17 protein-coding genes are annotated in these 22,870 nt (G+C 52.1%); 1 reads left to right on the top strand and 16 read right to left on the bottom strand.

Annotated features, from left to right (window positions below):
* Positions 1 to 8: 8 nt before the first annotated feature.
* From mnmG to nusA, 10 genes are all read right to left on the bottom strand, one after another.
* On the bottom strand, positions 9 to 1,841 hold the full coding sequence (mnmG, locus tag RID21_RS24020; RefSeq protein WP_350193325.1) for a tRNA uridine-5-carboxymethylaminomethyl(34) synthesis enzyme MnmG: 1,833 nt from the start codon (positions 1,839 to 1,841) through the stop codon (positions 9 to 11).
* A gap of 39 nt (positions 1,842 to 1,880) precedes the next feature.
* Positions 1,881 to 2,951 carry a Holliday junction branch migration DNA helicase RuvB gene (gene ruvB / locus RID21_RS24015; RefSeq protein ID WP_350193323.1) on the bottom strand — a complete coding sequence of 357 codons (1,071 nt, stop codon included), beginning with the start codon at positions 2,949 to 2,951 and terminating at the stop codon, positions 1,881 to 1,883.
* A gap of 145 nt (positions 2,952 to 3,096) precedes the next feature.
* Entirely contained in the window at positions 3,097 to 3,918 is an 822-nt protein-coding gene (locus tag RID21_RS24010; RefSeq protein ID WP_350193321.1) for a hypothetical protein, read from the bottom strand.
* Between the two features lie 265 nt (positions 3,919 to 4,183).
* Positions 4,184 to 5,197, bottom strand: a complete 1,014-nt coding sequence (locus RID21_RS24005; RefSeq protein ID WP_350193319.1) for a zinc ribbon domain-containing protein — start codon at positions 5,195 to 5,197, stop codon at positions 4,184 to 4,186.
* 40 nt (positions 5,198 to 5,237) lie between these two features.
* Positions 5,238 to 5,990, bottom strand: a complete 753-nt coding sequence (locus RID21_RS24000; protein WP_145037486.1) for a YebC/PmpR family DNA-binding transcriptional regulator — start codon at positions 5,988 to 5,990, stop codon at positions 5,238 to 5,240.
* Positions 5,991 to 6,100: 110 nt separating this feature from the next.
* Positions 6,101 to 8,362 carry a tetratricopeptide repeat protein gene (locus RID21_RS23995; RefSeq protein ID WP_350193317.1) on the bottom strand — a complete coding sequence of 754 codons (2,262 nt, stop codon included), beginning with the start codon at positions 8,360 to 8,362 and terminating at the stop codon, positions 6,101 to 6,103.
* 337 nt (positions 8,363 to 8,699) lie between these two features.
* A complete protein-coding gene (locus tag RID21_RS23990) occupies positions 8,700 to 9,566 on the bottom strand; it encodes a hypothetical protein (RefSeq protein WP_350193315.1) in 867 nt (288 codons plus the stop codon).
* Positions 9,567 to 9,703: 137 nt separating this feature from the next.
* Entirely contained in the window at positions 9,704 to 10,123 is a 420-nt protein-coding gene (rbfA, locus tag RID21_RS23985; protein ID WP_350193313.1) for a 30S ribosome-binding factor RbfA, read from the bottom strand.
* Positions 10,124 to 10,161: 38 nt separating this feature from the next.
* A complete protein-coding gene (infB, locus tag RID21_RS23980) occupies positions 10,162 to 13,026 on the bottom strand; it encodes a translation initiation factor IF-2 (protein ID WP_502892628.1) in 2,865 nt (954 codons plus the stop codon).
* Between the two features lie 19 nt (positions 13,027 to 13,045).
* Positions 13,046 to 14,524: a transcription termination factor NusA gene (gene nusA, locus RID21_RS23975; protein WP_350193309.1), complete on the bottom strand. Its 1,479-nt coding sequence runs from the start codon at positions 14,522 to 14,524 to the stop codon at positions 13,046 to 13,048.
* Positions 14,525 to 15,287: 763 nt separating this feature from the next.
* On the opposite strand from nusA, the gene RID21_RS23970 reads away from it, so the two are divergent.
* On the top strand, positions 15,288 to 16,709 hold the full coding sequence (locus RID21_RS23970) for a tetratricopeptide repeat protein (protein WP_350193307.1): 1,422 nt from the start codon (positions 15,288 to 15,290) through the stop codon (positions 16,707 to 16,709).
* Positions 16,710 to 16,784: 75 nt separating this feature from the next.
* On the opposite strand, the gene RID21_RS23965 is transcribed toward RID21_RS23970, so the two are convergent.
* From RID21_RS23965 to rpmF, 6 genes are all read right to left on the bottom strand, one after another.
* Positions 16,785 to 18,086: a beta-ketoacyl-[acyl-carrier-protein] synthase family protein gene (locus RID21_RS23965; RefSeq protein WP_350193305.1), complete on the bottom strand. Its 1,302-nt coding sequence runs from the start codon at positions 18,084 to 18,086 to the stop codon at positions 16,785 to 16,787.
* A gap of 415 nt (positions 18,087 to 18,501) precedes the next feature.
* Positions 18,502 to 19,746: a beta-ketoacyl-ACP synthase II gene (gene fabF, locus RID21_RS23960; RefSeq protein WP_350193303.1), complete on the bottom strand. Its 1,245-nt coding sequence runs from the start codon at positions 19,744 to 19,746 to the stop codon at positions 18,502 to 18,504.
* Positions 19,747 to 19,829: 83 nt separating this feature from the next.
* Entirely contained in the window at positions 19,830 to 20,063 is a 234-nt protein-coding gene (acpP, locus tag RID21_RS23955; RefSeq protein ID WP_002649181.1) for an acyl carrier protein, read from the bottom strand.
* A gap of 389 nt (positions 20,064 to 20,452) precedes the next feature.
* Positions 20,453 to 21,361: an ACP S-malonyltransferase gene (fabD, locus tag RID21_RS23950; protein WP_149341290.1), complete on the bottom strand. Its 909-nt coding sequence runs from the start codon at positions 21,359 to 21,361 to the stop codon at positions 20,453 to 20,455.
* A gap of 53 nt (positions 21,362 to 21,414) precedes the next feature.
* Positions 21,415 to 22,416: a phosphate acyltransferase PlsX gene (gene plsX / locus RID21_RS23945; RefSeq protein WP_350193301.1), complete on the bottom strand. Its 1,002-nt coding sequence runs from the start codon at positions 22,414 to 22,416 to the stop codon at positions 21,415 to 21,417.
* A gap of 6 nt (positions 22,417 to 22,422) precedes the next feature.
* Entirely contained in the window at positions 22,423 to 22,602 is a 180-nt protein-coding gene (rpmF, locus tag RID21_RS23940) for a 50S ribosomal protein L32 (protein WP_350193299.1), read from the bottom strand.
* Between the last annotated feature and the right edge of the window lie 268 nt (positions 22,603 to 22,870).

Below are 22,870 nucleotides of genomic sequence, written 5' to 3'. Positions count from 1 at the left end.
GGAAAATTTCAGGTCGCCAGGCGGCTGCTGCTATTGAGATACAGCACCAGAACCGTCAGATCGGCGGGAGTCACTCCACTGATCCTTCCTGCCTGTCCAATGTTACGCGGCTTGACACGACTCAGCTTCTCTTTGGCCTCATTTCTCAGGTTGGGGACCAGCTGATAGTCAATATGGTCAGGTATGTGCAGTGTCTCTACGTTCTTCTGCTTTTCGATTTCTGCAGTCTGACGACGGATATAACCAGCGTATTGGACCTCAATCAGCGTCTGTTTGATGGCTCTCTCCGAAAGCGGCATCTCTTTGAGGGCCGGAGCAATTTCACAGATTTCTTCCCAGCCTGTGTCCTGTCGACGCAGCCATTCCTCCAGCGTGTTCCCCTGGTAACGGGTTCCCTGAATGAACTGTTTGACCTGGTCAATCTCGGCTTCATACGCCTGGTACTTCTGCCAGCGTTCATCATCGACCGAGCCTACTTTCCGTCCCAGCGGTGTCATCCGGCGGTCTGCGTTATCCTGTCTGAGTAGCAGTCGAAACTCGGCCCTTGAAGTAAACATTCTGTAAGGCTCATCGACGCCTTTTGTCACCAGATCATCAATCAGCACACCCAGGTAGGCCTGGTTCCGATCCAGAATCAGGTCTTCTTTACCAGCCAGCTTCAAAGCTGCATTCAAACCGGCCAGCAGCCCCTGCCCGGCTGCCTCTTCATAACCAGTCGTTCCATTCAACTGACCAGCGAAGTAGAGACCGGAAACCCGTTTCGTCTCCAGCGTCGGCTTGAGCTGCGTCGGGGTCGCGAAGTCATATTCGACTGCGTAGCCGTAGCGCATAATCTCGGTCTGCTCCAGTCCCCGAATCGAATGAATCATCTTATCCTGCACATCACGAGGCAGACTGGTGGAGATCCCATTACAGTAATATTCGTTGGTGTAACGTCCTTCTGGCTCCAGAAAGATCTGATGAGAATTCCGCTCCGCGAACCGGACGACCTTATCTTCGATCGATGGACAATAACGCGGCCCAGTCGAATTGATCTGCCCCGAATACATGGGCGCGCGGTGCAGATTCTCGTTGATCAACTGATGCACGTAGTCGTTGGTTTCAGTCAGATAGCAGGGCATCTGCGGCTGTGTCAGCTTCTCTGTCAGATAAGAGAACGGCTGCGGTGCTTCATCACCGGGCTGTTCTTCCAGTACAGAGAAATCAATGGTCCTTCCATTCAGACGGGCGGGAGTTCCTGTTTTGAATCGCTGCAGTTCAAAGCCAAGCTGGGCCAGGCTGTCAGACAGGGTTCCCGTGGTCCCTTCTCCGGCGCGCCCCCCTTTGGTTTTCGCTTCACCGGTATGCATAATCGCCTGCAAAAAAGTTCCCGTCGTCAGGATTACGGCTTGCGCTCGATAACAGGCATCGCCGTGTACCAGCACTCCGGTAACCTGATCCTGTTCCACAATCAGACTTTTGACCATCTCCTGGCGTAACGCTAGATTGTCCTGCTGCTCGACCTTCCACTTCATACAGAACTGGTAAGCCTTTTTATCAGCCTGAGCCCGGGGACTATGCATCGCCGGTCCCTTGGAAAGATTCAGCATCCGAAACTGGATCCCGGTCTCATCGATCACCCGCCCCATTTCGCCACCCAGCGCATCGATCTCTCGCACGATCTGTCCCTTGGCAACTCCACCAATGGCGGGGTTACAGCTCATCTGACCGACGGTGTCGCAGTTCATGGTTAACAGAGCCGTTTTCGCCCCTAACCGGGCTGCAGCCAGAGCCGCTTCGCAACCGGCGTGGCCGGCACCGACAACAACGACATCATAATCATACGTGACAGAGTAACTCATGGTTCTTCTTTGCAGTTCAGAGACGCCAGGCGTGCTAACTTATCGAAACAGGGGACCCGCATCAGGGGGATTGAGCTTCAAATGCTCCAATGCCGCCATCGTGACGATTCGCCCGCGGGGAGAACGCTGAATGAAACCGGAACGCAGTAGAAACGGCTCGACTTCATCTTCCAGCGTATCAGCCGGGATATTCAGACTGTGTCCCAGCGCCTGGACTCCTGCAGGCCCGCCGGAAAATGTCTTGATCAGAGTCTCGAGGTACCGACGATCCTGGCGTTCCAGACCGATCTGATCGATTTCCAGCATGTCAAATGCCTGCTTGACGACTTCATCGGTAATATTACCATCTGCCTTGCTCGTCGCAAAGTCCCGCGCCCAGCGTAACAGGTTATTTGCCTTACGTGGGGTGCCTCGGCTACGGCGGGCAATTTCAAAAGCAGCATCGTCGGTAATCGGTGTTCTGAGTTTGCGGGCATTCCGCCGCACAATTTCGATCAGATCCTGGTCTTCATAAAAATCGAGGTGCTCGCGGCGGACAAAGCGATCCCGCAGCGGCGCGGTCAGCATACCGCTCCGTGTCGTTGCCCCAATAACGGTGAACTTCTGCAGTTTCATATTCACCGTCCGGGCATTCAATCCTTCACCCAGGGTGATATCGACCCGAAAATCTTCCATGGCCGGATAAATAAATTCTTCCACAGTCGCCGGCATTCGGTGAATTTCATCGATAAACAGGAACGAACCGTGGCTGGCATTCGTCAGGTAAGGCAGCAGGTCTTTGGGAGCACTGAGTGCAGGACCAGACGTGATCTGCAGTTCGGTTCCCAGTTCGCGAGGCAATACGGACGCCAGGGTCGTCTTTCCCAGACCAGGCGGACCATCCAGCAGCAGGTGCCCCAGCGGCTCATTCCGCTTTCGGGTCGCATCCAGGAAGACCTCCAGGCGTTCCACGACCTGTCGCTGACCGACCACTTCACTTAAGCGCTGGGGCCTGAGTTCGTCATCGTATTCAGGATCATCGGCCAGATAGCCGGAATTCCAGCCCCCGCCACTGCCGGAAAAATCATCTTCCGGCTCGTCTTCCCCTCTAATTACAGGCTCACGAACCATAGTTTCGACCAGGACCTTATGTATATCATCCGGAGGCCCCACGGCCTCTGCAAATCGGCTGGTATCATAGCAGACAGACTCCCCTGACGTAAAACCCAGACAGGCAGGCTCTGGAGAATTCTGACAGCTCACAGGTCGAAAAAGTTCACGGTGAGTGTGTAATCTGCGCGTAGGCTACCGCTTTGACCAGTAATACATAAGAGTAAAAGAAGACCATCGCCGGAAGGCTCAGCAGAATGGCTCCTCCCAGCACTGCCTCAAATGGTAGTTCGAGCGAATACACCAGCAGAAACGAGATCCCAAATAATGCTGCGACACCCAGCAGAACCAGCCCAAATAGCGAAAGAAATATCAGAAACAATGTCAGCAGATTTCCCTTGGTGACATCAACCGACTTGCCGAAAGCATCGACCCCGGGTAGGTTTCGGTCTACCAGCAGATAAGGATAAGGCCAGAACATCAGCGCCAGTACATACCCCAGCAATGCAAATATCAGATTGGCAAAGAAGATGAGTCCCTGAAACAGGATTGTACAGAGAACCATCCGGCCGACAAAAGGTCTGCCCGCGAACAAGTCCCCCATGACGGGCTGATGATCCCGCGCCACTTTCAGAAACAGGAGCACTTTTCCCAGCTCACAGTAAGCGGCACCATAGAACGTCACAATAACCAGGATCAGCCCCACTAATACCACGCACAACACCATCAGAGGACCTTCCGGCAGCACCGACTGCATCCCCATACAGACCAGAAGAAACACTCCCAGGAGCAGCCCAGCAAAGCAGGCAAACAGAATATTGGCCAGTAGAGGACCAAGGAGACAAAGGCCCGGATACTCCCAGAACAACTGCCAGGAACGGTCCAGAACCTGCCCGACTTTGATTGACTGATACTCGTCTGTTGTTACTGATTTCCGGCTAAGGATCTCTCCACAATCGGTACACGCGTCATCGGATTTGAGGTTCACAGCCCCGCACATGGGGCATTCCACAGTCTCAGTGGCAGGCTGCCGGAGGGGTGGTTCCTCGAAGAAATCGTCGTAGACGTCAGCAGCCAAAGAGTCATCGGGACGCGGAACGGAAATTGTTTCAGTGCACTGAGGACATCGTGCCAGGCTTCCCGCCTTATCGTCAGGAGCAGACAATACTTTCTGGCAAAACGGGCACTCAAACTCAATCGTCAACGAATCAGGACTTTCTCTGATGATTTCGCGGCGTTTAAGCAACCATCAATTACTGGTTAGTCATTTCGGCGTAGGCGACCGTTTGAAGCATGTAAGTGAAGGGGACAATCAAGATCAAACCGACGAACAAAGTCACAAGCCCCCCGACCGCTACGATCAGGAAGCTTAAAATGGATAGCCCGAGGAAATTCAACTTGTTGCCGGCCATGACTTCTTTTGCCTTTTTGAATGACTCAATCCCCGGCAGATCCCGATCGATCAGGATAAACGAGTAAGGCCAGAACATCAGCAACAGAATGATTCCGGGAATGATCAAAGCGATGAATCCCAGCGTGACTACCAGTCCGTAAATGATACTGCAAAGAATCATCCGCCCCAGAAACGGACCTCCACTGAAGAGTTCATTGAATTCAGGGTTCTCTCCGCGGGCCAGTTGGAGGAAGACCCTCTGCCCTCCCAGCTGAAAATAAAACATGACACAGTAGGTCATGAAATTCTGCATGAGCGCCAGGACTGCAATTGCCACCAAGGTCCCTTCTCCGCGTCCTCCTCCCTGCAGAACCGCATTCTGAACGATCTGCATGAAAATTCCGATGACCATGGAAGCCACAAAATAAATACTGCCGGCGACCAGAGGAATGGCAATGACCATTCCGAGATTGGCTTTATAAAGCTCCCAGGCACGGGAGAATGTGTCATTGATGCTGAAGATCCGGGGCTCCCATCCACCTCGACCAGAGCCAGTCGTTGCTTTCAGGGTCTCGCCGCAGTAGTCACATTTCGCAGCGCCTGCAGGGACCGATTCACCACACATCGGGCAAACCTGCTGACCACCGGCGAGAAAACTCTGTTCCTCGCTGACCGTCTGCTCTCCCAGAAAGCTGGACTCCTCCGGGACGGGGGCGTCAAATTCACCAAAGCCATCGTCAGCACTGACATCTGCTGTCGGCGCCGGTACGGTCACCGCTTCGCCGCACTGGGGACATTTTGCTCTGCGGCCGGCTTTGTCGTCTGAAGTTTTGAGAACTTTGTCACAGTGTGAGCAACTAAATTCAATCGTCAAGCCGCTGTCCCCCTCAAAATCAGGTTGTCAATGTTGTCAGCTATTCGGCCATGACCTCGGCCATGATTTCATCTGGAATGTTGAAGTTCGCTGTGACGCTCTGCACATCATCATGGTCTTCCAGTGCTTCCATCAGTTTGAGCACTTTTTTACCATCTTCCACGTCCAAGTCTACAGTTGTCTCGGGAATCCGTGAAATTTCTGCCAGATTGGTGGGAATCTGTTTCTGTTCGAATTCATCTGCCACCTGCTGGAATGCTTCCACACTGCAGGTCACCTCGTAGACATCGCCATTTGCTTTAACGTCATCGGCGCCCGCTTCCAGGGCGATTTCGAACAACTCATCCTCTTCCACGTTTTCACAGGGAACCAGAAACAGTCCCTTCCGCTCAAACATCCAGGCAACACAACCAGTGCTGCCCAGATTACCGCCGTGCACTTCGAAGATTTTTCGAACTTCCCCTGCCGTCCGGTTGCGGTTCTCAGTCAGAATATCACACAGCACGGCGACACCGGCTGAACCATAGCCTTCATAAACCAGTTCTTCAAAATTCTCTCCGGAGAGTTCGCCGCAGCCTTTTTTGACAGCCCGGTCGATGTTCTCCTTAGGCATACTGGCCTTGCGGGCTTTATCGATCGCATAACGCAGGGCCAGGTTCATTACCGGATCCCCACCCCCATGCTGAGCAGCCACGATGATAGCGCGACTTAATTTGCCAAAGAGTTTCCCTCGCTTTTTATCTACCACCCCTTTCTTGGCGGCGATATTAGCCCAGTGTGAATGACCTGCCATGGATGTATTTCGCTTAACTCAAAATAGGTGGAAGATGACCGCGCGGAAATCACGCAGTATGGAATGGATTTGCGCCAATAGTACAAAAACTCACGGGGGATTGAAATCGATCACTGACTCAGTTTTTGCTGGATCTGATCAATCAGTTTGGTGTCAGGCGGAGTTGCTTTCCGGGCTGCTTCCAGAGCTTTTTTCCAGAGTTCAGCAGCCTGCTCGTTCTTATTCAGCTTATGGTAGCAATCTGCCAAATGATCCAGGATCGTACTGTCTCCCCCTCCGGGAAGTTTGCTGGCCTTTTCCAGATATCCCACGGCCTCTTCGTACTTCTTCAGCTTGAACAGCACCCAGCCCATACTGTCGAGGTAAGCCATGTTGTCTGGTTCCGACTTCAAAGCAATCCGGATCATCTTTTCCGCCTTCTCCAGGTTCTTTCCCTGGTCTGCATAGAGATATCCCAGATCGTTGTTGATCGAGGGACTGCTCGGATCTTCTGCCAGCATCTCCTCGAGCACTTTCTCACCTTTGGCGATGTCCCCCTTCTGAACATAACTGTTCGAAAGCATCATCTTGACCTCATAGATCCGGTCTTGCTGCTGAGGATATTTTTTGATGAAGCTCTGAATCTGCTCGATTGCGTTATCCCAGTCATGTGCATGGTAGTAGATCCAGGCATGCTGGTAGTCGAGCATCGGAAACCGCGGAGCAGCCTGGCGTGCTTCCTCGTTGACTTTGAGGGCCGCTTCAGTCTCTCCATTCCGCTCCAGTGCGTCAGCCAGAAACGACATCAGGTTAATTCGCTGCGGTGCCAGCAAAGGATTCTCTACCGCTTTCCGCAACAGGTCAGACAGTTCGCCGTACTTCCCTTCTTCGCGCAGTAAAGTGCTGTACTCTTGCAGAATCAACAGCGTCCAGTTACCACGGATCTGGGGTTTGGCGTGTTTCCCTGCTGCATCAATGGCGTACTCGTAAAATTCTCCAGCAGCCTTGTTGTCGCCCGCTTCGGCAGCCAGTTTCGCAATGATGAATGCCGAAAAGACGTCAACTCCCGGCGGATCTTTCTTTTTCTGCTTTTGTGCTTCAGCGACCAGCGCGTTTACAAGCTTTTTATCCTCAGACATCCGCTGCAGATCCGGCTGAATTTTACGGATCCCTTCACCGGACTGCACGATTTCAGAGAGGGTTGTAATCAGTTGTTCGTATTTCTGATTCTTTTCATAAAGCCTCAAGAGACCTGCCAGCCCCTCGATGTCTGATGATTCTCCGATTGATGTCTTGTAAGTCTTTTCGGCGTCATCGAATCGTCCGGCTTCTCCATACTGCTCAGCCAGGTAATAGTGCAGGGTTCGGTTGTACTTGTCTTTTTCAGCCAGTTTTTCCAGACGGGGAATCAGCTCGTCTGACTGATTCAAAGCCACCAGAATTTCTCCGAGGAACTCATAAGCCTTGCGCCCTTTCGATTGCAACTGCTCATCGAAATAGGACTGCAGTGAGTCGAGTGCCTGCTGATATTGTTTTGAACGATAGTAAACCTGCGCCAGGTGATACTTGAGAATCCCGGGACGCCCCTTCTGTGATTCCGCTGCCTTGTTAAAGGCTTCCACAGCCAGTTTCAGACGATCGGTCTCCAGAAATGACTGACCGATCCGCTCGAAGAGCTTGCCCTGCTTGGCTTCCAGTTGAGCCCGGGTATTGAATTCGAACGTATAATCATCCGGCCTGGTCAGCGCCTTAAATACCACTTCCCAGCACTGGGCCGCTTCTTCCTGTTTTCCCAGCCGCTCATACAGATTGGCCTGATCGTGTTTGATTATGACGTAGACGCCAGACTTCTTATCGATCGCGGGAGACTCAGAAGCTTTCTCCAGAAAGTTGACCGCTTCCTCAAAACGGCCCTGACCAGCCATATGCAGACCGAGTTTCCGCATCAGCTCATAATCACCCGGATCGAGTTCGACGGCTTTCTGGGCATATTGAATGGCTTCGTCAGTCTTATCCAGTCCAGAGGCCAGACGAATCAGTACCCGATAAATTTCGAGTGAATTCGGATTGTCTTCCATCGCCAGCTTATATGCTTCATACGCCCCGACGAAATCGTTGCGTGCTTCGCGCATCCGTCCCGTCATATACCAGGCGGCGGAATCAATCTTTTTCTGCTCGGTCTTCGAACGAGGTTTGGCAGGCACAAAGGGGAGCGTCACATCATCCGCTATTCCCTCTTCCAGAGTGATCACTTTAGGCGAGGTCTGCTTTTGAGCTGGCTCATCTCCCTTCTTCCCGGGCATCTCTGCCGCAAGCGCCCCTGGAATGAGAAGAAGCAAAACGGCGGGCAGGAACAGCCAGCCACAGACTGGCATTTTGATAGACCGACTCATAATTTGAACTCCATTAAAAACAGAGATTTCATTTACGCTTGAGCGTATTCCCCCAACCGGTGATCGTCGGACAGCAGTCAGCCCAACCGGATCAGCTACAGGAAACGCCACAGACAGCCCCGATTCGGGCTGTGGAAAACAGTGGTAGCATCAGCAGATACAATCAATGCGTGCATCCATTGTAACGCGTTTTCACTATCTTCTCCAAGCCTGCTTTTGCCGGAATCCCGTTTTTTCAGCTGGGACTCTAAAAGAATACGCATACCGCCCATGTGAAGAAGGGAAGCGGCAGCGGTACAAAACAGCAGAAACTGAAAAGCGTCAGAGTAAAGCAGCTCTATTTTTTAGTCGACGAAGATTTCTTCGGCACCTTCTTTTTGGTGGACTTTTTCGTCGCTGAGGACTTGGCAGCCGTTTTCTTCACTGCCTTTTTAACAGACTTGGTCTTTTTGGCTGGAACCTTCTTTTTGACTTTGGTGACCGCCTTCTTGCCTTTGACAGCAGCCTTCTTTTTCTTCACTGTCTTCTTTTTCTGCTTCGACAGCGGATTGGCAAACAGATCTTCCAGCCGACTGGGGGCTTCCATCAGATCCACGCCATCCTCGGGCAGCGGATTTTTATCCAGATTAAAATCGGCCTGCAGTTCTTCATCGGTGGCCAGACAACGCAGCAGGTGACTCAACAGAGGAGCATCTGATTTCCGCGCAGTTGATTTCAGGCTGTCACTGGCAGTCTCAATGCTCTCATCGGCAGGCAGCAGGCCCAGCCATTTGCTGGCATTCAGGATCTTCTCATCTGCCGGAACCAGGTGACTGCCCAGCACCACCTGTAACGTGTGATTCAGCACAAATGGCGTCAGAGCCTTCATGCGGGTCAACTGTTTCTGAGCCTGTTCCAGGGTCTTCTTACGCATCCCTTCCAGGTCAAAACAGAATTCTTTATCGAAGACATACTGCAGTACCGAGCGGATTCGATACGAACGCCACTCAGCATCACCCACTGAATCAAAGACCGGTTCCAGTTCGGAAATGGTGCTGACCCGAATCTCGTTCAGATCATGAAACCCGTCGAGCAGATCTTCCAGCACCTGATCTGCCAGCTCATTCGTTGTATTCTCAAGACAGATGCCGTGCAGAATCGTTTCCAGGACAGGACGGTCGTATTTGGGTAATGTCGCTGAATACCGCTTCTTCAGGAGCGTCATCAACTTTTTGCAAATCGCCTGTTTATCCGACGTCGATATTTTTTTAGCAACCATATCTGTCTGCGTAATATTTGAGTTATTTCAAAAGGAATGAATATGAAAACAGCGTCTGTGCTTACTCACATCAACTCTGTCCCTCAATCTTCCGGTGGTGCCTCTTCAAGAGGACCATCTTCTTCAGAAGAAAGATGCTGTGTTGCCTCTTCCTGTTCTCTCTCGTGTTGTAACTCATCCAGAATACGAAGCGTATCCATGGTATCTTTGACGGCAGTGTCCTGGACAAACTTGATCACCGGTGTGTAGCGGGTCTGAATGCGATCTGCAATTTTAGACTGGATGAACCCGCGGGCCGACTCCAGTCCATGCATACAGAGTGCTTTTGTCCGCTCATCCCCCATGATCGAAATATAGACCTTGGCTGACTGCACATCGGGTGCAACTTCAACGTGTAGTACTGTCACATTGCGGATCCGAGGATCGCGCAGTTGAAACAGGACCGTTGTACTTACCGTTTCCTTTATCGCCTGAGCGATTTTTGCTAGTCGACGTGATGTCATTCAGTTCTCGCCTGCATTCCCTGTCTGATCACAGCTGCTTATGAGCTCGAATCCAGAGTTCGTTTGACTTCGTTAATCCGGAATGCTTCCAGCAGGTCTCCCTCTTTAATGTCATTGAAACCGGATAAGAGAATACCGCACTCCATGCCTTCACGAACCTCCTTGACATCATCTTTCTCGCGTTTCAGCGACGCAATCGGATACTGATTCAGAATTTTCTGATCGCGGATCAAATGTACCCGGTCATTGCGGTTGATGGTTCCATTGAGAATCCGACAACCGGCAATCTTTCCGAAGCGGCTGATCGAGAATGTCTGCAGTACGAGTGCCCGACCTGTCTGTTCCTGTACCAGTTCAGGACGCAGCAGGCCTTCCAGTGCAGCCCGGATATCATCCACAACTTCATAGATGATGCTGTAGCGACGGATCTCGACATCTTCCTGGGTTGCCAGGCTCATTGCCCGGTCTTCAGCAACCACATGGAAAGCGATGATAATCGCATTGGAGGCGGTTGCGAGATAGACATCACTCTCGTTCACACCACCAATACCTTCGTGCAGAATTTTAACCCGAACTTCCGGATGCTCAAACTTGTTGATTTCGCTGCGAATCGCTTCGAGTGAACCTGGCGTATCAGCCTTGATAATCAGCGGCAGATCCTGGATAGCACCCTCACGGGCAGACCCCAGAATGTCATCCAGAGTTCGAGGTCCGCCGCTATGACGCGACAGAACATCGGTTCGTCCTTCGTGACGACGTTCTTCAGCCAGTTCGCGGGCCTGCTCGATATCGCCCACAACCACAAAGTGGTCACCGGCACCAGGCACTGAATCCAGACCTGTGACCTTAATGGGAGTAGATGGTGGAGCCTCTTCAATCTGCTGATCCTGGTCATCATACATCGCACGGATATAACCATAGGATTTACCGCAGATCACCGCATCGCCGATCCGCAGGGTTCCCTTCTGTACGATCAGCCAGGCGACCGAACCACGACCTTCATCGCGGAAACCTTCCAGACAGACCCCAACAGCCGGTCGATTCGGATTGGCTTTGAGTTCATGCAGTTCAGCGGTCAGCAGCAGGGTTTCCAGCAGGTTATCCAGGCCGGTCCCCTGGAGCGCGGAGACACGCACGACTTCTGTCTCACCACCCCACTCGGCGGGCAATACGTTCTGTGCTGTCAGCTCCTGCAGCACTTTCTGTTCGTTGATGTCCGGCAGGTCAATTTTATTCATCGCCACGACCATCGGAACTTCCGAGGCTTTCACATGGCTGATACTTTCTGCAGTCTGAGGCATCACACCGTCGTCTGCAGCAACAACCAGGACAACCATATCGGTTACGTTAGCCCCACGGGATCGCATTTCACTGAATGCCGCGTGACCAGGAGTATCAACAAACGTCAGTTTATGGCCATTATATTCAACCTGGTAAGCGGCGATGTGCTGGGTAATCCCACCGGCTTCACCTTCCACAACCTTGGAATTACGCAAGGTATCAACCAGAGTCGTCTTACCATGGTCCACGTGGCCGAGTACGGTGATGATCGGAGGACGTGTCACGAGATCTTCGGGAGCATCTTCCTGCTCCACGATCTCCTCAACCAGTTCCAGAGCACCTTTCTGCTTCTTGAAGGTCAGATCCACGCCCAGTTCCATGGCGACGGCCAGAGCAGTGTCCTCTTCGATGATCTGATTGATGGTGACCATCTCACCGAATTCTTTGAACATGATCGACATGATTGTTTTTGCCGGACGTCCCATCGCTTCCGAGAGACTCCGCACTGTCATTGGCAGTTCCACTTCAGCCTCTGTCTTGTGAACGATATTGGAAGAATCATGCTTACGCCTGGACCGGCGAGGCCGACGACCGACGACGTCCTGCTGTTCGCCACCTTCGGTATTAAAACCTCTGCGCCCTTCTTTACGTTGCTCGCGACGCTGTTTTCGAGCCTCAACCAGGCTCAGACTGCCCCGACGCTGTTTCGAATCATCGTCCTGCACGTCGCGATCTTTGTCGCGTTTCTTCTGCTCTGAATGCTGAGCCAGATGTGCTGCCAGAGGACTTTTTTGTTCCAGGATATCTGCTGTCAAACGCACCTCAGGCTTCTGCGCCTTCTCTTCTTTTTTCTTCTGCTTGGGAATCACGGGCTGTTTGTAGGCCGGTGGAGCAGCAACGGAAGGTAATGCAGTATTTTTCTTCGATTTGGACTGGGGTTTGGAAGACCGCGGCGAACCAATCGGTTTCATCTCGCGGATACTGGAGGTCGGCGCGCCCCCTGCCGGAACATAATCTTCACGGCTCATTCCCTGATCGGTTTCAGGTTTAGTTTCATCTTTGGGTTTCGGAGTTTCTTCTGCCTGTTCTTCGGTAGCTGCAGGCTCTGAAACCTCTTGAGAAGGAAGATCTGTTTCCGAAGCAGTCTGCTCAGCAACTGCTGCTTCAGCCGCGTCTTCCGTCTGCTCAACATCAGCGGAAGACACTTCCTCTTCTATTTCCGGCTTCTCTTCTTCGGTGCGTGCTTTCTGAGAGGATCGGGATGGCTGAGGACGCGAGGTCATCGCCTTGATCGTCCGCATCTTCTGAGGCTCCCTTTGGGGGGCCATCGCAGCCTGTTCGGTCTGATCACTGGCTCCTTCAGCAGGCTGATCCTGCTTCTGGAGGTAATCGATCACGATATCGCGCTCCTCGGGCGTGATGCTGGCCAAAGCGGAGTTTTTGAGCTTCACCCCCGCCTTGTTACATTCATCGATCAGCACCTTGCTGTCCATTCCCAACTCTTTTGCAAGAGCAAAAATACGAATCTTCAACAGCCCTTCTCCCGTGAACAAATCGGCAATCTGCCTGCGGGCCTTATCAGCCCAGACACCCTGCCTGTTGAGGCATGCGCCTCTTGACACTTACTCGTAATAAAACGATTTATTCCTGCTTTTCTGTCGATTCTTCTGTTTCGCTTTCCACCTGCAAAGGCTCTTCCGTGGAACTCGACACATCTTCAGAATCGGTCGTTTCTTCTGTCTGAGTTTCTGCGACCGCCGGCTCCTCTATCGGTTCCGACTCGGATGCAGTTTCTTCAGACTCAGCAGTTTCAGTCTCTGCTGCATTCTCTTCAACAACAGGCGCAGTTGCTTCTTCCGACTCCGAGGCAGCTGCCACATCTGACAGTCCCGGAGCTGGTGCAGCCGGTGCCTGTGCTGCCGGCTGCTTCTGCTGCGCGTGTTTCATTGCTTCTTCTTCCGCTTCCACCCGCTCGCTTTCACGATCGGCAACCTCGACAATCTGCTCGCACTGCTCGGCGGTCAGACCGCCCAGTTCAGCCAGCTGATCCGGCTCAATCACTGACAGATCGTAGTAACTGAAGAAGCCCTGAGAGACCAGGCTTTCAGCCAGCTCTTCAGAGACTCCCGGAATCGAGGAAAAGGCTTCCACGGTTTTATCAAGCTGTTCATCCAGTTCGGTCTGAGTCATGACTTCAATGTCCCAGCCAACCAGTTTCGATGCCAGACGCACATTTTGCCCCTTGCGGCCAATGGCCAGAGGCAACTGATCATCTCGCACCAGCACGATCACTCGGCCCAGCATCGGGCAGAGAATCACGTCTTCTACTTCTGCAGGTTGCAGTGAATTAGGCACCAGTACCTGCAGTGAATCGTTCCAGCGGACGATATCAATGCGTTCGCCCGCCAGTTCATCAACAATATTTTTAATCCGGGCACCACGCATCCCCACACAGGCACCAACACAGTCAATGCTGCTGTCGATACAGGAGACGGCGACCTTTGAGCGATAACCCGCTTCGCGTGCCAGCGACCGAACATCAATGATCCGATCGGCCACTTCCGGAATTTCCAGTTCAAACAGACGACGCACCATGTCGGGATGAGTTCGCGAAAGAATCACTTTCACTCGACTGCCCGCCTTGCGGACATCCAAGACAATCGCCCGCACACGGTCATTTACACGGAATGATTCTCCGGGTATCTGCTCGCCACGCGGCAGAATACCTTCGATTTTCCCCAGGTTAATCAGCACCGCACCACCTTCCACGCGGGACACTGTCCCGGACACGGACTGGTACTGCATCTCCATGTATTCATCAAACACCGTATCGCGTTCTGCTTCACGGATTTTCTGAATCATCACCTGCTTAGCCGTCTGGGCTGCCACACGTCCCAGGATTTCCCCCAGAATGTCCTGTGCCAGCTGTTCCTGATTGCAATAGACGGTTGGCTCCCCTGATTCACGATCGATGTCGACCGTCAATTCCTGATCATCCCCAAAGTGTCGGCGGGCTGCTGACAGGATCGCCTGCTCAATCCCGCTGAACACGATCTCTTTATCGATGCTCTTATCGCGTTGAATCGCATCAACAATTCGGAGAACTTCCTTACCGTCCATAATGTGTTTCCTTCATTCGACAGTTGATAATCCAACTGACTCGAAAACTACTCAAACAAGACCACTGTCGGTCATATTTCTATCTATTATCAACTGAGTCCTGAGGACTCAACTGCTTTATGGCCAGGCCATTAACAAAAAAAAGCGGGAACATGCCCACTTTATGACTACCCGTACCACCGCAGAAACGGTAGCCAGGCATAGCCGCGTCTGGCATTTTTAATGCAGCAAACGCGACAATCGGATTGGTGAGCAAATGCTCGAGTTCCAACCAGCCTACATATGAGAGGACTCCATTCGAGTTTACGAATGCCGATTCATCACAAAGAAACAAACAGCCAAACTGGCATGTCACCCCTTGCAAACACAATGCCTACTGAACATCAGTATGCAAAACCATTGCGCATAGAGCACCATGGTTAATGCTCTACTCTCAGAAATTAATCTTCGCGCGTTCAGATGTCAAGCACCGCAGGCAACTATTTCACAACGACTTAACTTCAGCGCTTCTGCTTACCAGAAAGTCAGCGAATCAGTGTTCAATCGGCCAGATCAGACAGATACAATTCCCGAATACCGGATCAGGGACGCCATACGCTCATTTTTCCGAAATCCCGGCGATGACCGGAAATTGATCTCCATCAAAACGTCAAACTATCATAGTATCATAGGAGAACTCCCGGATTCGTCGACCCTTTTTCTGCGGATCCGGGTTTGTAGTATCTGAATATCAAGCCTGAAATTCAATAAGGACAACTCACCCATGGCTCGCTTACTGCCTGCACTGATCCTCTGCCTGGGGCTTCCCCTCGCCGCGGCAGCCCAACCAACCGCCACCACCAATGATCCATTCTCCCAACTGAAAATGCAGGCCGACCAGGCCCAGCAGCAGGGAGACTACAACAAGTCCGTCCAGCTCGCCTCACAGGTTCTGCAGCAGAAGCCCGACGACCATGTCGCCTACTACCTGCGTGCCAGTGCCCGCGTGGAATCAGGCCGGGAGCAGGGAAATACCCAGACGATCCGGGAAGGCGTCAGTGATGCCCGTGAAGCCATTCGCTACAGCCAGAACCAGAATGTCAATTACTACCTGCCCTACCTGTACGGCATGATGAACCTGGCTGTCATGGAAAACAAGAAAAGCCATGCGGAGACAGCACTGAATGTGGCCAACCAGATCCTGGCTCGCCCCAACCTGAGCACAGAGGAACGCGCCAACTTCCATTATCAGCGGGGCATGATTTATCTTCCTCTGAACAAGCCCCGCGAAGCGGCACAGGACTTCTCAGAAACCATCAAACTCTCGCCAAACCATTTCGCCGCCCTGCTCGCGCTGCCCGACGCTTACGCCCTGGCTGGTGAAAACGACCAGGCACTGGCCAGCTTTAACCAGGTCATCGAAAAACAACCCAATTCCCCCGTGGTCTACAACAACCGGGCGATGTTCTACCAGCAGCAGGGAAAGCTCCAGGAGGCAATCAATGACTTCTCCCGGGCAATCCAGCTCGACCCCAACTATCACCACGCCATCACCAACCGCGGCTTCGCCTACCTGGAAGGGGGCAAACCCGACACTGCAGAAGCGGACCTGAATAAGTCCCTCTCGATCGCCCCTGAGCAGCCCTTTGTACTGGGAATGCGTGGGGAAGCCCGCCTGCTGCAAGGGAAAATTGCCGAAGCCATCCAGGACCAGACCCGCGCCGTGCAACTCGACCCTCAGAACCCTGCACTGCACTCCGACCTGGGTTTCTCCTACTTCTTCAACCAGAATTACGATGAAGCCCTGACCCAGTTCAATCAGGCCACCCAACTGGCACAGGACCAGATGAAGGTGCTTAACCCCTGGGTCTATCTAGCCATGGTCCGCAACAACCAGAAGGCAGAGGCGGACGCAAAATTCCAGACAGTCCTCGCCGAAAAACCCGAAGCGCGCGACTCGGTCGACATGCTCACCGCATACCTGATGGGCGGCGTGACCGAAGCAGACCTGCTTAAATCCATTGACCAGAAGGACCCGCAACGCGCCAAGGCACAAACCTGTGAAGCTCACTATTTCATTGGTCAGAAGGCCCTGCTGGCTGGCGAGACAGCAACCGCTACGCAGAACTTCCAGCAGTCACTGAATACCGGCATGCGTAACCTGTCCGCCTACCGCGGTGCTCAGTACGCACTCAAGAAATTCTGATTCATCCTGAAATGACAATAAAAAAAGCCCCGCCAGGATCATCCCGGCGGGGCTTTTTCAATGATTGATTCGAGTTCAGACGCCACAGACAACCGAGGCACTGGCCTGGCCAAAAGTCGTGGTACTGATCTTCAGGAACAGCTTGTTGTCGGTCGGCTGCGGCTCATTTCGAACCACATTCAACGGACAATCTGCATCCTGAGTTTCATAATTTAATGTCACCGGAATAACTCCCTGCTTCAGCCCCACCAGTGAACCACTGGCCTCCACGATTCCACAGGCGGATCCGGAATTACCAAAGTAACTCTTCAGAGCAGTAACCGGAATTTCTGTCGCCTTGTCACCAAAGATGTCACAAATCGCCTGATACTCTTCGACATCCAGCTTGGTATCACCCAAACCGTGAGCATTAATATGACCAATATCCCCTGCTTCGACACCAGCACGCTTAAATGCGAGTTTAATGGCATTGGCAATCGAAGTCCGGGTATCAGGAACACCATCCCGACCTACAACACAGGAAGCACCAGTCCCGAGCAGTTCGCCCCAGACCTTGGCCCCACGCTTCTCAGCATGAGATTTCTCTTCCAGCAACAGTGAGCAGGCTGCTTCACCCACGACCTGACCATTACGTGCCTTATCAAAAGGACGAGAACGTTTTGAGAAATCTGCCGGAGAGTCAGCCAGTTCATCCCACAACTTCGCGTGAATCGATTTGACTTCATGTATCCGGGTTCCAGTCACACCAGCGACCATGACATCAGCCCAGTCACGTTCGATAATCCTCTGAGCTTCACCCAGCACCAGATTACCGGACGCTTCAGCCTGCGTGATCGAGTTGCTGGGACCGCGCGCATCCATCACAATTCCGATGTGACAGGCCGGCATGTTCGGCAGATATTTCAGCAGCCAAAGTGGCTCCATCTTGGGAAGGCCGTCTGTCCCCCATCTTTCGTATTGAAACTCGGTGCCTTCGGTGCTGGCCATGCAGGCGCTGTAAAGCACTTCCGGAGGGCTGAGCATCAGGTTCGCACCAAACTCAATCCCAAAACGTTCGCTGTCGACGGTTTCCAAGTCGATCCCTGAATCATCCATCGCCAGATTGGCAGAAGCAACACCCAGCTGAATTTCGCGGCACATCACTTTGAGACTTCTGCGCTGCTGCTTCAGATACTCTTTTTTAATCGTACTGTCATTGAAATCAGAGACTTCCGCCACGCAGGTGTCAGGAGCTGCCAGGAAATCATACAGCTCTGATTTTTTAATGCCCGAAGTCCCCGACATCAGACTGGCCTGAAACGCTTCTGTTCCAATTCCGATCGGGCTGAGAATCCCCATCCCGGTAATCAGAATACGACGTCGTGATTCTGTATTCATTTGAATCTCTTTTGAAAGTCCCGCTAATCGAATATGCCGGCTGCTTGTGAATAATGTAACTTCATCGTAGAGGATAATCTGGTCCAGACAAGACTTTTGCCTACCTCAGCACTAAAAACCCTCTTCCCAGGATAGATACTGCTGATATTCAGCACGCCGAGACCAACTGACGAGCGTCTGCTTTGGACTTGAACCCAGCTCAACCACAAAAATCAGACATTCGTACACTATTTTGACCCAGTAATGAACCGGCAACAGGAGATAGTCAAGACAATCGAGGCGCGATTTTCAAGCCTGACGCGACTGCCAGATCAATAATTATCCGGGAAATCTCTTCGGGAGCAGCAGGACAACCATCGAGCGCCGGAGATATATACAGACGAGCACACACCAGACACCAGAACAAGCCCTGCTATTAAGGGGCTTTCTGCATAATCAGACAGGCGTTATGTCCACCGAATCCGAAGCTGTTCTTCATCACCCGCTCGAGCTTCATTTCGCGTGGCTCATTGGGAACATAATCGAGATTGCACCGCTCGTCTGGATTGTCCAGGTTAATCGTAGGAGGTGCGACCTGCTCCATCAGCGCCTTGACGCCCACCACGAACTCGACACCACCAGAAGCCCCCAGCAGGTGCCCCAGATGCCCTTTCGTACTGGAAACAGGCATCGATTTGACGTGCGAACCAAAGACGGTGTTGATGGCCACGGTTTCTGCAACATCACCCAGCGGGGTACTCGTACCATGCGTATTGATGTAATCAATATCTTCCGGGTTCAGCCCGGCGTCCTTGATTGCATGCAGCATGGCACGGGCTGCACCACGGCCTTCCGGATCAGGGGCCGTCATGTGCGTGCCATCAGCAGACATGCCATAACCGACTACCTCAGCCAGAATTGGTACACCCCGTTTTTTGGCGTGTTCGTACTCTTCCAGAACGACGATGCCGGCACCTTCCGCCATCACGAACCCGTCGCGATCACGATCGAAAGGACGGCTGGCCGCCTGGGGATCATCATTTCGCGTGGACAGAGCGTTCATCCGGGCAAAGCCGGAAAGCCCCATCGGAGTGACTGCCGCTTCGCTGCCGCCAGTCACCATGATATCAGCCACATCATTCTGAATCAGCTTGTAGGCATCGCCGATCGCATTTGTCGCCGAAGCACAAGCGGTCGCCACAGCACTATTAGGACCTTTCAGTTCATAAGCAACTGAAATATTCCCACTGGCAGCGTTGACCATCAACTTGGGGATCATGAAAGGCGATACTCGCGCCGGGCCCTGGTTGTAGAGCTTATCGTGCTGGTTTTCAATTTCATTCAAACCGCCGATACCACTGCCAATCAGGACGCCTCTGCGATAAGGATCTCCCTCAAACCCTTCCAACTGTGCCTGGCGGTAGGCAATATGCGCCCCAACCAGACCAAACTGGACGAAACGATCGACTCGCTTCAGATCTTTTGAAGAAAGATTCGTATAATCGGCTGCGTTGAAATCTTTGATTTCGCCGCCAAAACGGACTTTGTAGTCGGAGCAGTCAAAACGTTCGAGGGGACCGATACCGCTTTTACCAGCGCACAACTTGTCCCAAAACTCTGAGACATCTAAACCCAGAGCCGTTACGACAGAAACTCCGGTAACGACGACTCTCCTGCGCATCCGAGAACACTTCCTACAATGAAAAGACAGGACCCTGTAGATTCAAAACACTTGTGGTTTTTGTCTGATTAACGCGTGTTTAATCAGCTGGCTTTTTCAGTGATATAGCCAACCACATCACCAACGGTTTTGATTTTGTCATAATCATCGTCAGGAATGGTGACATCGAATTCATCTTCGAATTCCATTACCAGTTCGACAATGTCGAGTGAATCAGCCTTCAGGTCGTCAATAAACTTGCTGTCGAGAGTGATGTCTTCTTTAGGATGGCCTAACTGCTCGCTTACGATACCAACCACTTTTTCTTCAATTGACACGCTTCTTCTCCTTCACCGTCTTAGTGATAGTTTTTACTTTTTCTATGGCTGGAAACATCTTTACCATATCAACTTGTATGGATTCACCAACAGTTGTAGCGATGATATATCCAGTTTCCCGATTTATGTAAACCTTAAATTGCGACAAGAATTATGAGTCTTGTCTACTCCACCAGAGTTCTCTCATAATCAGCCTCGACCAACTTTACCAGCCCGAGAACTGCTGATTTTGTCTTCTGATAGAATTTCCCTGTCGGAGCCTCGTAAGTTGTTGTAGCACAGATCGATAGAATAGATCAAGCTCTGAATTTTTCAGACAGATGAACCGGAACTCACTACTGCCTTTTTGCATGCACTTTCGCATCTGAGGCACTTTTGCCCCAGATTTCCTATGAATCGTTAACCGTCTCACAGGAAATCTTGCGATTAATACGCTTCATCAGCCCCTTCAAAACTTTCCCAGGACCGATTTCATAGAATTCATCAAATCCCGCATCCAGCATGGCGCGGATCGAATCCTCCCAGAGCACAGGACTGAGAACCTGGCGAATCAGTAATTCGCGAATCTCGTCCGGATCTTCATGAGTTTTGGCGTCCACGTTGGAAATCACCGGAATTTCCGGTTTTTTCAGTCCTACTCCTGCCAGAGCTTCGGATAGTTTACTATCAGCGGGCTTCATGATTTCAGTATGAAACGCACCAGCCACCGCCAGGGGAATCGCACGCCCACCTTCCTGTTCAGCCAGTTCTGCTGCCCGCTCGCAGGCGCTGTTTTCACCTGATAACACAATATTACCCGGACACAGATAATTGGCGATCCAGATCCTTCCGGCTGAAGAAGCGGCCTCACAGATTTCTGCGACCTTATCCCGGTCCAGCAACAGAATGCTGACCATACCGGAAGGGTTGGCATCCGCAGCAGCCTGCATGGCTTCGCCACGACGCTGAACGACCCGCAGGCCATCCTCAAAACTCATTGCACCGGCAAATACCAGAGCCGTGTATTCCCCCAGGCTCAATCCGGCCGTCATTTCGCACGCCAGAACCTTATCGGGAGAATCCGCCCGCAGCATTTCCAGAGCAGCCAGACTGGTCACAAACAGTGCCGGCTGACTGATGACCGTAGAATCCAGTTCTTCACTCGGCCCTTCGAAGCAGAGCTTTGCCAGATCATACTGAAGAATATCCGCTGCGCGATCAAACAGCTCTTTCGCAGCCGGATATTTCTCGACGATGGTCTTACCCATACCTACGTGTTGAGCACCCTGTCCGGGAAACAAAAAGGCGATTCTGCTCACGGGTCGATCCCTCTAAATTGAACTTGCGCTGATCTAGTTATGACGCCGCTATATTAAGCTACCGGCTTTTGAGCCAGATGTTCGGCGATCTGGGAATTGATGCCACGATCCTTGAACATGATACTTCCTTTCAAGGCATTCGTGATAGAGTGGGCATCACTGGAACCATGACAGATAATGCAAATCCCGTCAATTCCCAGCAGCGGAGCTCCGCCTGTCTCATGATAGCGGAATCGCTTGGCCATCTCCTGAAACGCCTGCAATGCCTGCCCCTTCTCCTGATCGAGGCTCCCCAGAATCTGCTGTGACGCTTCCTTCATCAGGAATTCAGCCATACCTTCGCTGACTTTGAGCACCACATTTCCGACGAAACCTTCGCAGATCAGAACGTCTGCCTCTCCCTGGTATAAGCCCCGCCCTTCGACGTTACCTACGAAGCTCCCTTTAAGCGGGCTGTCGTTTAGCAGACGATAGGTATCACGATAGAGATCGTTCCCCTTAACGTCTTCACTGCCGATATTGATCAGACCAACCTTAGGTGATGCCACGCCCAGCACTTCGCGTGCATAGATCTCGCCCATGACTGCATACTGATACAGGTGCGCCGGACGAGCAGAAGGGTTTGCCCCAACGTCCATCAGAACAGCGTGGCCAGCCACAGTTGGCAGCGTGACGGCAATCCCGGGACGCTTAACTTCTTTCAGAAAGAGCCGCGTCTTCAAACCCGATGCGACTACCGCACCGGTATTGCCTGCACTGACAACTGCATCTACTTCGTGCGCCGCCATCAGTTTCCAGCAGACCGAGATAGAGCTGTCAGGCTTTTGCCGCATGGCTTCGGTGGGTTTTTCTTCCATCCCCACCACCTGACTGGCATGCACGATCGACAGACGATCTCCGCTGTAACCGGAAGCCTCAATCTGTGATTCAAGAAGATCCTGCGGACCCACCAGCACCACTTCCAGAGCGGGTTCCGCCTGCAATGCGTCGATCGCTCCCTTTATGTTCGGTTCAGGGGCAAAATCTCCCCCCATTGCATCCAGTGCAATCCGCATGGGTGCTTAGTCCTCAGTATCAACGATGGTTCGCCCCTGATAGAAACCACAGTGAGGGCAAATGGCATGAGAAGGGGACGCGGTACCACATTGGGGGCAATAGGTAGGCTTGCCAGCCTTTACACCATTGTGACTACGTCTCTTACGAGAGTTGGATTTTGACATCCGTCTTTTTGGAACTGCCATGAATCAGACCGCCTTAAAACACCTGACTTAACTTAAACTGTATTAGAAAAACAACTTACTGCATATTGACAGCATTATTATCATTCAGTGAGCGCACCGGGATCTCTCCCACCCACCTTTCTGACAGGAATCGCACATACTACGCAATTTTTAAAACAACTGTCAAGCTACAGGGCACACATCAGACGATATCAAAAATGATATTTTTTGTTTGTGACACCTGACAAGACATCAGTATACATCATCACCAGCCACAAGATCAGGAAGA

This window comes from Gimesia sp., assembly GCF_040219335.1.
Classification (GTDB): domain Bacteria; phylum Planctomycetota; class Planctomycetia; order Planctomycetales; family Planctomycetaceae; genus Gimesia.
Note: the sequence above shows the minus strand (reverse complement) of the source record. Positions and strands in the feature narration are given on the sequence as shown.